Genomic DNA, 13,645 nt, shown 5'->3' with positions numbered 1-13,645 from the left:
GATCAGAAGATCCGGTTTTTCCATCCCATTAACTTGGCAGCAGTCTCAACATAATAGTAATCCCCATAGATCAGCGAGACGTTTATATTTTGTCCGGCAGGCAGATGTCCCGTGGCTTCCTTAAGTATGCCTTCATATGCGTGGTCATTCCATTCGGCGTAATGGGCCGTCAGGGAGTCGATGATACGCAAGGCACTTTCGCAGTACAGAGCGCTTTCGGTTAAAGGCACCAGGTCCGCGATTTCAAGCAGCCCGGATGCGGCGCAGGATGCTGCTGACGTATCCCGGGGCTCGGTAGTTATCAGAGATGATTCCGTCTCATCACGATCGGATGGTTCTAACTCCTTGCGCTCCGCACGGAAATCCCAGCGGGGTATGGAATCCTCCTCAAGAGAGGCTATGAAGAAATGGGCAACCCGCTTGGCCGCTTCAAGATACTGAATATCCCGAGTATAGCGATAGGTGTTCGCCATCCCGTGCAATGCCCAGGCCGCTCCCCGGCTCCACGCAGATTCCGGACCATAGCCTTGTCCTCCCAGCGCTTCGATAAATTCTCCCGTTAACGGGTCAAATCGGCAGATGTGCCGAACGGAGCCGTCCGGTCTTATGAAAAACTCGGCAACTGTATTGGCTTGCTCTTTGGCGATATGAGCGAATCTCGGGTCACCACTCTCCTCGGAAGCCCAGAATAGGAGGGAGAGGTTCATGGTGGAGTCGATAATGGACCAGCCTTCATTCCCGTGATTCCATGAGGTTGGTTTCACTTGATTCCAAGCACGTATGAATCTCCCGACCGGGTTATATCTCCCTGCCAGCAGGGTAGCCGCCAATAATCCTCTCCGCCTGGCATCCGGATCGCCGGTCAATTTATATTTGATGACAGCAGTCGGCAGAAATTGAAAGCCGACATCGTGATGAAAATTACTGTCCCCGATAAGGGCTTGTTCAAGTCGAGTATCCCATTCCCAAGCCCAGTCCTTATACTGCGGCTCCTTGGTCATATCATACATGATCCATAGCATTCCCGGCCAAAAACCGGAGGTCCACCAGTCGATCCGGGTGGAATCATAGACTCCGTTCGTTGTTGCATGAGGAACTTTGCCTTGGAGCTGACTCGTCATACGCGTTACTTTCTTTTCGAGTTTCCCCCATAACGGCGCATAGGTCGTTACCTCTTCCTTCACTTGTCCGTTCATCGCTAACCTCCCATAACTGATGTCATCGTTTGGCTAATTATCGCAACTGCTTTGATCCATTGTTCCATAGAACGCTGCCAAATTCTACATATACCGCTTAAGAACTATTGAAATAACAAGCGAATCTTAAAAAAACACAAGCCGCCGATCCACCTAAAAAAAACACAAAGGAACCGATCTTCTTCCATTGCTGCCCGGTCATGAAAACTTATAGGATAAGGATATTCATCACACCCACTTCCTAAGGAGGCGATCAGCCGATGCCGCAAATTACGATCAAAATGTATGAAGGACGCACGGATGAGCAGAAGAACGAAATAGTTAATGTTTTTACCAGGGAGTTGTCCCGGATCATTGATCGTGAGCCTGAATTTATCAGCATTCAGTTTGATGAAATTCCGATTGATGACAACGCACCGGCCCATTTGAGAAACAAGAGGTGATGACAGATGGCCGAGTCAAGCAAAGCAGCGGTAAACCCGAATCTGGAGGGAAAGCTCGATAAACGGAGAAGATTACTTGGCTTCATGTGGAAATACAGGGCGCTGTACTTCATATCGCTGCCGGGACTGCTGTTCTTCGGATTATTCAAATATGTTCCGTTAATGGGCTCCGTGATCGCATTTCAGAACTATAATCTGTTTGCGGGCGTGACGGGAAGTCCCTGGGTGGGCCTGGAGCACTTTCAACGCATGTTCCAGCACTATGATTTTTTGAAAATTCTGCGTAATACGCTTTTGCTGGGTACATATGACATTCTGTTTGCTTTTACGGCCCCCATTGTTCTGGCTTTATTGATCAATGAGGTTCGTCAGGTCGTTTACAAGAAAATAGTCCAGACGATATTCTATGCGCCGCATTTTCTGTCATGGGTCATTGTAAGCGGTATCTTTGTGGGTATCCTGTCCCCGTCATCGGGGATTGTGAACGTGATACTCGGCTGGTTCGGCATAGAGCCGATCTATTTCCTTGGCGAAGATTCCTACATTCGAACGGTATTGGTGGGCTCCGGATTATGGAGAGATGTCGGATGGGGAACCATCATCTATCTGGCGGCGCTCGCAGGCATCAATCCGGATCTCTACGAAGCTTCCGAAATCGACGGAGCGGGGAGATGGCGCCAGACCCTCAGCATTACCCTGCCTGCGCTGCTTCCGGTGATAACGATCCTGTTCCTGCTCAAGATCGGGGATTTCATGGATTACGGGTTTGAACGCGTATTCGTGTTTCAGAATCCGCTCAACATTCAGTCCAGCGAAATTTTGGACACGTACATTTACAAAGCCGGTTTGCAGCAGCTTCAGTACAGTTATGCCACCGCCATCGGGGTATTCAAGTCCGTTGTCGGCTTGTTCCTGATTTCCATTGCAAACACCATCAGCAAGAAAGCGACCGGCGAGTCGCTGTATTAGAGGGGAGTGACCACCAACGTGAAATATGACAGTGCAGGCAGAAAAATGTTTCTTGTATTGAACTATATCATCCTTACCTTTCTTGCACTCACCATGCTGCTCCCTTTTCTCAATGTCATTGCCCAGTCGTTCAGCAGCCCGGGCGCTATCGATCGCGGAGAAGTGATGTTCTGGCCGGTGGAATTTACCTTTGCATACTACAAGCATGTATTCAACGATGTTTCCATCTGGAGGGCATTCGGGATCAGCGTCTATATTACGATATTCGGAACCTTCATCAATCTGGCGGCAACCGCTTCGCTGGCGTACCCGCTCTCCAGGCCCGAATACGTCGGCAGAAAAACCATCATGATTATCATCCTGATGACCATGATATTCACGGCACCGCTGATTCCGCAATTCATTCTGATGCGCGAGCTGAATCTCGTCAACACGCTGTGGTCCTTGATGCTGCCATCGGCGATCAGCGCATTCAACCTGTTTGTGCTTCGAACCTTCTTCACCCAAATTCCGAGCGAACTGATCGATTCGTCCCGAATCGACGGATGCAGCGAGGTCCGTACCCTGTGGAGCATCGTGCTTCCGTTATCGAAACCGGCGCTGGCGACGGTAGGGATATTCTACTCCGTTACCAATTGGAATAAATACATGGACGCCCTCTACTATATCAATGATCGGGCCAAATATCCGCTCCAGGTCAAATTGAGGGAGCTTCTGGTGAATGAGGGCATGACCGATACGGGCAACATGGCATTCGAAGCAAGCTCCCAGTCCGTGCAGGGCATTCAGATGGCGGTTATTCTGGTAGCCACGCTGCCCATCATTCTCTTGTACCCGTTTCTGCAGCGCTTCTTCATTCATGGGATGATGATTGGTTCGATCAAAGAATAACCCTAAAAAAACGACAAACCGAGCCAAAGACATTCCTTGTTCCCTCCCAGACGGCTCTCTATACTGATATTAAGTTTGAAAGCGTTATTATAAGCGACTATATTAGCTTGAAAAGAGGGGTATTCATGAGAAAAAGCTGGACACGTGCGCTTACGTCAGGTCTCGTACTGGCCATGCTCGTTGGCTGTTCGGGTAACAATGGCGGAGGCGGAGGAGCCAATGCCGGCGGCGACGGGCAAGGCGGGAATGAAGCGGGGGCCACGAAATTTTCCATTTCGATGCGGACGCTTAACGTATCCTACGTTGAGAAGAATCCGGATATCAACAAGGATAAGTACGTGCTGGAGCTAGAGAAAATGACGAATACGGACCTGGATATCCGCCTGATACCACATAACGAATATCAGGATAAAATGGTGCAAATGTTCGCGACGAACGACATACCGGATGTGGTGCAGGGCACTGGCGGAATCAGCGGCCCCGAGCTGGCGGGTGCCGTGGAGAACGGAGTCTTTCTCCCGCTGAACGACCTCCTGGAGGAGCATGGGCAGGAGCTGCTCAAGTTCATCCCCGAGGAAGCCTGGAAGCGGATGACGGATTCCAAGACAGGCAATATCTACGGAATTCCCGAAATCTTGTCCAATCCGTCCAGACGGGCCACATGGATTCGGACCGACCTGCTGGAGAAGGTAGGCAAGGAGATCCCGACAACGGTGGAAGAGACGATGGATGTTCTGCGCGCGTTCAAGGAAGCCGGGGTAGAGCAGCCTTATGCCGGACGTCAGAATTTCAAATATGCGGATACCTTCTTCGGTGCCTATGACGTGCTGGGTTACCTGAACCAATTCAAGGTGTTCCCGGACGGGAAGGTAAAGCCAACCTTCTTTGATGAAGAAAATATGAAGCAAGCGATTCAGATCTATAAGACGATGCACGAGGAAGGATTGATCAGCAAGGAGTTCGCGACCATTGAAAGCGCGGATTTCAAATCCATCGTCACGAGCGGCAAAGCGGGCATGTGGTCCATGAACGCCAATGAGCTTCCGATCTGGGGCACCCAGCTGAAGGAGAATGTGCCGGACGCGACAGTAGCGCTGATTCCTTCGCCTGTAGGACCTGACGGTAAAGGGGGATATGCCCATTACAATCCGGTCACGCGTTCCTTCTTCATCAACGCGAAGGCGAAGGATAAAGCCGAGGATATCGTGAAGTTCTTCAACTGGATGGTCAGTGAAGATGCGGAATTGTTCTTCAGCTTCGGCATTGAGGGCGAGGATTATCAGGTAACCGACGGCAAGCCGGTCTTCGAGGTTCCAACGGACACGGCAGGTGCGGATAAAATGCGTTATTTGAACTACTGGCTGTGGCTGGTGCAGGACACGACCTACAACAAACGCGTATCCGAGTTGTCCGATTCCGGCAAAGAGCTGATTGATGCTTTTGATAACATGCTTACGAAAGAAGGCCGCCGCGGCATTGAATTCGATCCGCGACTGGAGGCGATGGTGAAATATCCGGAGCTGAATCCGAAATCGGATGAACTGCCGCCGCTGATTCTGGAGCATGTCCTCCGCATGGTATATGGCAGGGAGCCTATCGATAACTACGGCAAGGTGCTCGAGGAATATCTGTCTAAAGGCGGCAGCGAGATTATTGAGGAAGCTACGAAACGATATAACGAAAAAGAAAACGCTTTCGAATAAGCGGAGCATGTTTTAGTATAGTGTTGAAGAATGACTCCTCTGCTTGCCTAAGCAGAGGAGTATCTTGCTAAAGCTAAACTACTCTCGCTGTCTTGAAAGGGGAATGGGTGATGTACCGCATTCTGGTCGTTGATGATGAACCTATGATAAGGATGGGCTTGGCGAAACTGATCACGCAGACGGATCCGGCCATGATTCAAGCGGCAACGGCCGGCAACGGCATGGAAGCATTGGAAGCGATCCAGACGATACGACCGGACTTCATTTTTACGGATATCAAAATGCCCAAGATGGACGGCCTGGAGCTAAGCAAGCAGCTATATGAAACATACGGCGATATTACGGTCGTTGTCATCTCCGGTTACGGCGATTTCGAATATGCCCAGAAATGCATGTCCTATGGGGTTAAGGAATATCTGCTCAAGCCCGTGACCAAATCGGTGGTACATAACACCATGAATAAATTGATGGCGGATCGAAAGTCCATGCAGGAGAAGCAGCGGTCCTATTTTCCGCTCTCCAAGCTGGAGGATTGGCTGGAGCAGCTCGAGCTCGCCGTATGGCATTTGCAAATGAACGATATCCAGAACAAGCTGCAAGAAATCGAGGATTATTGCAGTGAGCGCAGGCTCGAATCGATTCAGCTAAAGGAGCTGCTGGATGAGCTGTACGCGAAACTGATCAAGCAGTTAAACGGCCGGGATGTGTATTCGTTCGAGCGTATGACAGGTATCTCGGGGACTGCACCCGGAGGGAACCATCATTATTTCGAGAGATTCCGCCATGCCGTGGATCAGACGGTAAAGCTCATACGCGACAAGAGGAAAGGAAATGCCAAGGAGCCTGTAGAGGAAGCGAAAGCCTATATTGAGCGCAACTTATCCCGCGATCTCTCACTGGATGAGGTTGCCGATATGCTCGGACTCAACCCGTCGTATTTCAGCCAGCTGTTTAAACAGATGACGGACGAGACCTTTGTCCATTATCGAATTAAGAAACGAATGGAAAAGGCGAAGAAGCTCCTTGCCATTCCGCATTATAAAATAACGGATATTTCGTTCGAAGTGGGGTATGCGGATCATCCCCATTTTACCAAAACCTTTAAGAAGGTTACCGGCTATACTCCTTCCGAATATCGGGAGATGCTGGGGATCGAATGATGCGGAAGAGCCTGTCCCGTCAAATCTTCCTGTACTTCTTCATCGTCGTAATGTTCTCGCTTACCACGGTCGGCGTATTCTTCTATATGAAATCATCCGAAGCGATTGACGAGCAGGTCGAGAAGTATATGACCACCGTCATCACGAACGCCGCAAGGCAAACGGATAATCAGCTGAAGATGTTCGAGCGAATCAGCAATACGATTTTGCTCCAGGATTCGGTGAAGCGTTTTTTGGATATGGACCCGAGCGACAGCTATGAGCATTACCGGTTCAGCAATCTCATCCGAAAGGATGTCTTTCAGAAGATCTTCATTCAATACCCTACCCAGACCCATATGATGTACATACTGGGGTTTCATGGCCGGTCGATTTTTGATCAGAATCAGAATTTCTCCGCCATGTCGATCGATCCGTCGGACCGTCTTCGTGAACTGAGGGAGAAGACGCCGGGGAACGGGGAGATCGTTATTCTGAAGACCAGCCTGCTGGAGCAGGATCGGGACAACGTTATTACGGTTGCCCGCAAAATCCGGGGAATGAATTCGTACGACGTGAAAGGCGTGCTTGCGGTTGAGTTCAATGAAGATCAGCTGTCGGGTTTATGGAACGGCGTCGATCTCGGGGAGCAGGGCTTCTTCTTCATCCTGGATCGCGAAGGTGAAGTCGTCTATGCCCCTGAGCATGTGGATATGGACGGAATTACTTCGACCGACCTGCCGGAGCGTATTATCGCCAAAGGCGATCATCGCTTCATTGAACCGGTGTTAGGCGAGAAGGCGATGATCATCTCGCGCCAGTCCGAGTATTCGGGCTGGAGCCTCGTCATTATGATGCCGCTGGATGAGCTTCGGGCACCGATTTCGGGGATTCGGTCCACCACCATTATTGTAGGATTCGTTACGCTGATCATTGCGCTGATTCTCGCCTATAGATTCGGCAAATCGATTGTGAACCCGATCCGCAATCTGAAGAACGGGATGAGGCAGACGGAGAAGGGAAACTGGACGCATATCACCGATGTGAAGCCGCGGGAGGACGAGATCGGCGGATTGATCCACAGCTATAATCTCATGGTCAGCCGCTTGTCCGATATGATCGAGCAGGTATACGACACGGAGCTCCACAATCAGAAAACGCAGCTGGAGCTGCAGGACATCCAGCTGGAGCGCCAGCGGGCAGAGTTCCAGGCGCTCCAATTACAGATCAATCCGCATTTTCTGTACAACACGCTGGAAACGATCAATTGTTACGCGATTGTTCAGGATTCCGACGAGATCTCGGACATGGTGGAGGCCATGGCTTTCATGCTTCGATATTCCATTCAGACCAACCTGGAGGAAATCACCATTGCCAACGAGCTGAACCATGTGCGGCATTACATGATGATCTTAAAGCATCGGATCGGGCGCGATTTCGAGATTGAGGTGGCGACGCCGCCCGAGCTCCTATTGGAGAAGATGGTCAGGCTCTCCTTACAGCCGATTGTCGAGAATATTTTTCAGCATGCTTTTCCGGACGGGATCGAAGTTTGGCATTACATTCGGATCGACACGAGAATAGAACAGGATAACTTGCTGGTTATCGTTGAGGACAACGGGGCAGGCATAGCGGACCATAAGCTTCATAGACTGCGCAAGAGGCTCGAGGAAAACCGCCTGGTCGATGATGACGACGGGATACATGTCCGGCGCAGGGGCGGAATCGGCATCGTGAATGTCCATCGGCGAATTCAGATGGTTTACGGCGAAGAGTACGGGATAACGGTTCATAGTTCGCCGGATCAAGGCACAAGCATCGTCATGACGATGCCGCGAATGGAAAGAGTGCGTGAACAAGATAGCAGACTGAAACAGCTGCAAACCTAATCAGGAGGGATCAACATGCATATTAACTTATCGGGTAACATTGCTTTAGTCACAGGTTCGAGTGGAGGGATCGGTCGTACGGTAGCATTGAGGCTGGCAAGAAGCGGGGCCAGGGTTGCCCTGAACTATCTGAACAGCAAGGAAGCCGCCGAAGAAGCCGTAGCGGAGATTCGAAATTTAGGCGGGGAGGCTTATGCATTTCAAGCAGACGTCACGCATGTGGAGCAGGCAGAGGCACTCGTTGCTGAAGTAGAGAAGGCATTCGGCGGCCCGGTTACGATTCTCGTTAATAATGCAGGGCATTTGGTTGAGCGTCTGGCGAATGCGGAAATGACCGAGGAGTTATACAACAAGGTTATGGATGTAAATATGAAAAGCACGGTATTCGTGAGCAAAGCCGTCATTCCGGGTATGAAAGCCGCAGGTCAAGGTCGCATTGTCAATATGACCTCCGTAGCGGCACATAACGGCGGCGGACCCGGCGCAAGCATTTATGCAGCCAGTAAAGCTGCCGTCCTGAGCTTTACCAAGGGGCTGGCGAAGGAGCTCGCTGCAAGCGGCATTAACGTGAACGCCGTATCCCCCGGCTTTATCGGGCAAACGGCGTTTCACGCCACCTTTACCCCGGATGACGCGCGAAAAGCAACGATCAAGGGCATTCCGCTCGGCCGTGAGGGCACCCCGGACGATGTCGCTGGTTCCGTTCTGTTTCTCGTCTCGGAGCTGTCTTCTTATCTAACGGGGGAGACGATCGAAATTAACGGCGGTATGTTCATGCGATGAGGGATTGGATGAAGGTCAACGCGAAGTCGAAATTCTATCCTTGGAGCGAACGCACAATCGATATCCTGAAGGCCGAGCTTGATCAAGTGATCGACCGGCGGCTGGATGTTCCTATCGAGCCGGGCGGCTGGTGGCACCAATACGTGTGTCCCGAACATCATACGGAACTGGTGTTTGATCCGCTGGAAGCTGACTGCAGCAGCTTTCGTTGTCCGCATGGCTGCGAATGGGAAGGAGAACCGTATCGGGGAGCATGGCTGGTATTCAAGCATCAGGCTATGGCCCGATATGCTCTGCAATCTGCCGCCGTCTATGCGGGCACGGGGGAGAAGATTTACGCCGATCTTGGAAAAAGGCTGATCGTTCGCTATGCGGAGCAATTTCCGCTATACCCGGTACATCCCGATGCCCAGCCCTGGATGCTGAAAGGTCGCGCATTCCATCAGGCTTTGACCGAGGCCATTTGGGCAACGACATTGCTTCGCGGCTACCTGCTGCTGGAGGATGCGCAAGTGTCGTTCGACGAGGCTGACCGCCGGAAGATTAATCAATTCCTGTATTTGTTGGAGAGCAGCATGACGGAGTATCATCAGATTTTGACCCGGGAGCGCGGAAATCCCGAGAACAACTATACCGCCTGGCTGATTGCCGCGCTGTTCAGTATCTATGCGGTACAAGGGGAAAAGGAGAAGCTGCAGCAGCTGGTCGAGAAGGAAGGCGGCCTGCGGCATCATCTCAGCATTGCCATCAGGCCGGATCAGCTTGAATTTGAAGGCAGCATTTATTACCACGTATTTGTACTTCGTGCTTACCTGATTGCTGCGGAAATGGGGGCCAGAGTTGGTGAAGAGCTTTTTTCCCTGAGAGGAGAGCAAGGCCAATCCATGCAGGGAATGCTGGCGGTACTGGTTCGATTGTCAGACCAAAACGGATTTCTGCCTGCACTTCACGACGGTCCTTATTGCAGGGCTCCATATGCGCGAGAAATTGCCGAAATTGCGGAAATCGGTTTATCCGTATATGGGGACAAGAGCTATCAGCGATTGCTAGACAATGTATATCGTCAACTGAATGGAGAAGCCGGCCGGATTGGCATGCTGGAAGCTCTGTTATACGGAATGGGCCATTGGGATGGGAAATACGGAATGGCTGCTTCTGAGGCGAAGGGTTCTCATAAGGAGACAGCCGGAGGAGTATGGGAAGTAGGGGACATCATCGAAGTCCGAGTTACACGAGAAGCCCAGGCAGCAGGCGATACAGAACATGTAAAACAAGCAGGTTATGAACATGGTAATGAAGTATGGGGTATCGAAGGAAGAAACGAGAACGACTTGCCCGATCTGTCTACACCTTCCGTCTTTCTTCCTCACAGCGGGTTCGCCCTGTTAAAGTCGTACCATTCAAATGGGCTTCAGGCGTTAGTCGATTTTGGTCCTCATGGAGGATCACATGGTCACTTCGATAAACTGAATTTGATGATTCATGTCGGGAACCAGCCTCTTTCGCCAGACCATGGAACCGTACCGTACGGTTCGATCCTGAAGAAGGAGTGGTATCCCCATACAACCTGCCACAATACCGTCTCGGTAGGAGGCCGTTCCCAGAATCCGGCAGAAGGCAAATGCATGCGGTATGAATCCGCTTCAAACCGTTCCTATATTTGGGTTCGGGCTGATGAGGCCTACGATCAAGCCATTCTTGACCGGCATTTGATATTGACGGAAGATTGGCTGCTGGATTGGTTTGAAGTGGAATTGGATGAACCGGCAGCCCTGGATTGGTGGTTCCATTACGTTGGCATGGGACAGCTGAGCGGACTTCCAAATGCTGATCAGGGTCACGTTATAACGGATCTTGGAAACGAGGATGGATACGCATATGTAAAAGAGAGGTGCGCCCATGTCTTGTCCAAGGATGGCTTGCAATTCAATCTCCACATCGCCAATGCGTCCGGGCCGCTGGCGGTAATCTCATTTATCGCCTTCGAGGGTATGGAATGCTCACAGGTGGAGTCACCTGGGCTTGCTGACAATCCCAGCCGCTTTATGGAAGGAATCCGGCTTCACCGATTAGATTCGAAAGCCCGCTTCATTGCCGTATACCGTACCGGTACTGAGCCGCTGACATTGGAATGGAATCGGTCGGGAGATGGGGTTTGGCTCAGCCTGTCCGATGGAAGGACCGCGAGAAGCTTCACGATGACCAACAACGGGTTGAAGGAGAGGGTACTCGATGAAAACCTTGTTTGAACCGAAAAGCGGATTGTTGTCCGTGCCATATCAACCGGATGAAGAGAGTAAGCTGCTTGAGAATCCTCCCCGTTTCACCTGGATGCCGGGACAACTGGAGAACGACCGTTATATGCTGCAGATTTCGACCTCACCCTCGTATGAAACGGAAGCGACAACGACGATTTCGCCGATTCCCTATAACTTATACACTCCGGAGCATCCGCTGGAGCCGGGTACTTATTATTGGCGCTATGCCTTGCTGAACGGGGAGCAAGTGGAGGATACGGCAGATTTGGACCATAACCGATCTTCTTGGAGCCAATCCCGAATGTTTCATGTCCCGGAGGGGCTGCCCGAAACTCCCCTGCCTGGCAGAGGGGAGCGATACGAACGCACGCATACCGGTCATCCGCGGTTATGGCTGGACGAAAAGGGGATTGAGGCGTTCCGGGAAGGTCTCCGAAAGGATGAAAATTACTGCGGTTGGCGCGCTTTTTATGAGAAATCGGTCATTCCGTGGCTGGATAAGCCGTTAATCCCGGAACCGGAGCGTTATCCGGGCAACAAGCGCGTCGCGAAGCTGTGGAGACAAATGTACATGGATTGCCAAGAAACGCTCTATGCCATCCGGCATTTAAGCGTGGCAGGAGTTATATTGCAGGATGATACTTTGATAGCGAAAGCGAAAACGTGGCTGCTCCACGCGGCCCGTTGGGACACGGAGGGAACAACATCCCGAGATTACAACGATGAAGCCGCGTTTCGGATCGTTGGCGCACTCGCGTGGGGATACGACTGGCTCCACGATTACCTCACCGCAGAGGAGATTGATCTCGTCAGGGGAGCTCTTCTGCGACGTACAGAGCAGGTGGCCTTCCATGTGATCGAGCGCTCGAAAATCCATCATGTCCCATATGACAGCCATGCTGTTCGTTCGTTGTCCTCCGTTCTTGTTCCGGCCTGTATAGCCATGCTTCATGAAGAGGCTGAAGCACAGACCTGGCTGGATTACACGCTGGAATACTACGCCTGCCTCTATTCGCCTTGGGGCGGAGAAGATGGGGGCTGGGCCGAGGGGCCGCTCTATTGGACAACGGGTATGGCATTTGTGATCGATGCGCTCAATCTCATTCGCAACTACGTAGCCATCGATTTCTATAAACGGCCGTTCTTTGGGCGCACGGGCGATTTCCCGCTCTATTGCAGCAGTCCGGATACGATTCGGGCCAGCTTCGGGGACCAGTCCTATCTCGGCGAACCCGTCAGTCTGAAGACGGCTTTCAATATTCGCCAGTTTGCAGGCATTACAGGGAATGGATTATACCAGTGGTATTATGAACAAGTAGCCAAGGCGGATACGGACGCCGACTCCAAGTTTTACAATTATGGCTGGTGGGATTTCCGCTTCGACGATATGCTGTACCGGCACGATTATCCTCAGGTGGAGGCTGTTTCTCCTTCTGTTACCGTTCCGTTTTCTTTGGATAACGTCTCGGAACCTAAGGAGGGGACCATCCAATCCGTCAAATGGTTCCGCGATATTGACTGGGTGGCGATGCATCACCGCATGGATGATCCCGATGAACATATCATGCTGCTTGCAAAGAGCAGCCGTTACGGCTCCATGAGCCACAGTCACGGTGACCAGAACGGATTCCTGCTGCACGCGTATGGCGAACCACTCGCTATTGAGAGTGGATATTACATCGCTTTTGGAAGCACGATGCATATGAATTGGCGCAGGCAGACGCGTTCCACGAACAATATTCTCATCGATGGCCATGGTCAGTATGCCGGAAAAGATAAGGTGCTCTGCATCGAGGCCAGCGGGAAGGTCGAGCAAGTCGACGCGTCACCGGGTTATGGGTACACCCGTATGAACGCTACCCGGGCCTACCTGGAGTATGTTCCTTATCTTGAGCGGTATGTGCGCGAGATCTATTTTTTTGACGAATCTTATTTTGTCATTGTGGATACGGTGGATCTTGCCAAGCCAGCCAGCATCGAGTGGCTGTTTCATACCCTGAACCGGATGAAGCTGTCGGGGCAGACGTTTCGGGTGTTGGGCAGCAAAGCGGAAATGGAAGGGCGATTCGTGTACAGTTCATCCGGCGACTTGTCGCTGAATCAGCATAATCAGTTCACTGACGTCGATCCCGAAGAAATCGATGGGCTGGATAATCAGTGGCATCTTCATGCTGAGACGAAATCAGCCACAAGCCATCGCATCGCGACGCTCCTGGTTCCTATGAGGGCCAATGAGAGTAAATACGTCTCGTATTTCCTGGATGATCAGGACCATGGGGTTCATATCTATTTCACGAATGAAGACGGGAACACAAGAAAGGTTGAAGTGCCTAAGGCATATTAAATCTTAGAGGTGCTGATTCGATTCAGAATT

Annotated in this window: 10 protein-coding genes; 9 read left to right on the top strand and 1 reads right to left on the bottom strand. The window is 51.4% G+C overall.

Translation table 11 applies throughout. The annotated features are described in order from the left end of the window. Positions 1-2: 2 nt before the first annotated feature. Complete coding sequence (locus ACQKPA_RS29855) at positions 3-1,196, bottom strand: glycoside hydrolase family 88 protein (protein WP_427496016.1); 1,194 nt, start codon at positions 1,194-1,196, stop codon at positions 3-5. A gap of 260 nt (positions 1,197-1,456) precedes the next feature. On the opposite strand from ACQKPA_RS29855, the gene ACQKPA_RS29850 reads away from it, so the two are divergent. The 9 genes from ACQKPA_RS29850 to ACQKPA_RS29810 all read left to right on the top strand — a co-directional run bounded on the left by ACQKPA_RS29850 (position 1,457) and on the right by ACQKPA_RS29810 (position 13,615). Continuing rightward, entirely contained in the window at positions 1,457-1,639 is a 183-nt protein-coding gene (locus tag ACQKPA_RS29850) for a tautomerase family protein (RefSeq protein ID WP_113056627.1), read from the top strand. A 6-nt stretch (positions 1,640-1,645) separates the two neighbouring features. Further along, positions 1,646-2,608 (top strand): ABC transporter permease, encoded by a 963-nt coding sequence (locus ACQKPA_RS29845; protein WP_427496015.1) that lies wholly within the window; start codon positions 1,646-1,648, stop codon positions 2,606-2,608. A gap of 18 nt (positions 2,609-2,626) precedes the next feature. Next, the gene (locus ACQKPA_RS29840) at positions 2,627-3,499 is read left to right on the top strand and encodes a carbohydrate ABC transporter permease (protein ID WP_427496014.1); all 873 of its coding nucleotides are present in this window, start codon (positions 2,627-2,629) and stop codon (positions 3,497-3,499) included. Positions 3,500-3,624: 125 nt separating this feature from the next. Then, positions 3,625-5,202: an extracellular solute-binding protein gene (locus tag ACQKPA_RS29835; protein WP_427496013.1), complete on the top strand. Its 1,578-nt coding sequence runs from the start codon at positions 3,625-3,627 to the stop codon at positions 5,200-5,202. Positions 5,203-5,312: 110 nt separating this feature from the next. After that, positions 5,313-6,362 (top strand): response regulator transcription factor, encoded by a 1,050-nt coding sequence (locus ACQKPA_RS29830; RefSeq protein WP_427496012.1) that lies wholly within the window; start codon positions 5,313-5,315, stop codon positions 6,360-6,362. Next, on the top strand, positions 6,359-8,230 hold the full coding sequence (locus ACQKPA_RS29825) for a cache domain-containing sensor histidine kinase (protein WP_427496011.1): 1,872 nt from the start codon (positions 6,359-6,361) through the stop codon (positions 8,228-8,230). Before ACQKPA_RS29830 ends, ACQKPA_RS29825 begins: the two co-directional genes overlap by 4 nt. A 15-nt stretch (positions 8,231-8,245) precedes the next feature. Continuing rightward, on the top strand, positions 8,246-9,013 hold the full coding sequence (locus tag ACQKPA_RS29820; RefSeq protein ID WP_427496010.1) for an SDR family NAD(P)-dependent oxidoreductase: 768 nt from the start codon (positions 8,246-8,248) through the stop codon (positions 9,011-9,013). 8 nt (positions 9,014-9,021) lie between these two features. After that, the gene (locus tag ACQKPA_RS29815) at positions 9,022-11,262 is read left to right on the top strand and encodes a heparinase II/III domain-containing protein (protein ID WP_427496009.1); all 2,241 of its coding nucleotides are present in this window, start codon (positions 9,022-9,024) and stop codon (positions 11,260-11,262) included. Continuing rightward, complete coding sequence (locus ACQKPA_RS29810; protein WP_427496008.1) at positions 11,246-13,615, top strand: DUF4962 domain-containing protein; 2,370 nt, start codon at positions 11,246-11,248, stop codon at positions 13,613-13,615. The genes ACQKPA_RS29815 and ACQKPA_RS29810 overlap by 17 nt, the downstream gene beginning before the upstream one ends. The last annotated feature ends 30 nt before the right edge of the window (positions 13,616-13,645 follow it).

Origin of the sequence: Paenibacillus sp. NPDC093718 (genome assembly GCF_050279985.1) — a bacterium.
In the GTDB taxonomy this organism is placed as follows: Bacteria; Bacillota; Bacilli; order Paenibacillales; family Paenibacillaceae; genus Paenibacillus_AQ.
This window is presented reverse-complemented; position numbering and strand designations above follow the sequence as displayed.

Coding starts and splice junctions, on each gene's coding strand:
- ACQKPA_RS29850 (WP_113056627.1), top strand. CDS start 1,457: ATGCCGCAAATTACGATCAAAATGTATGAAGGACGCACGGATGAGCAG.
- ACQKPA_RS29815 (WP_427496009.1), top strand. CDS start 9,022: ATGAAGGTCAACGCGAAGTCGAAATTCTATCCTTGGAGCGAACGCACA.
- ACQKPA_RS29845 (WP_427496015.1), top strand. CDS start 1,646: ATGGCCGAGTCAAGCAAAGCAGCGGTAAACCCGAATCTGGAGGGAAAG.
- ACQKPA_RS29830 (WP_427496012.1), top strand. CDS start 5,313: ATGTACCGCATTCTGGTCGTTGATGATGAACCTATGATAAGGATGGGC.
- ACQKPA_RS29855 (WP_427496016.1), bottom strand. CDS start 1,196: ATGAACGGACAAGTGAAGGAAGAGGTAACGACCTATGCGCCGTTATGG.
- ACQKPA_RS29825 (WP_427496011.1), top strand. CDS start 6,359: ATGATGCGGAAGAGCCTGTCCCGTCAAATCTTCCTGTACTTCTTCATC.
- ACQKPA_RS29810 (WP_427496008.1), top strand. CDS start 11,246: ATGAAAACCTTGTTTGAACCGAAAAGCGGATTGTTGTCCGTGCCATAT.
- ACQKPA_RS29835 (WP_427496013.1), top strand. CDS start 3,625: ATGAGAAAAAGCTGGACACGTGCGCTTACGTCAGGTCTCGTACTGGCC.
- ACQKPA_RS29820 (WP_427496010.1), top strand. CDS start 8,246: ATGCATATTAACTTATCGGGTAACATTGCTTTAGTCACAGGTTCGAGT.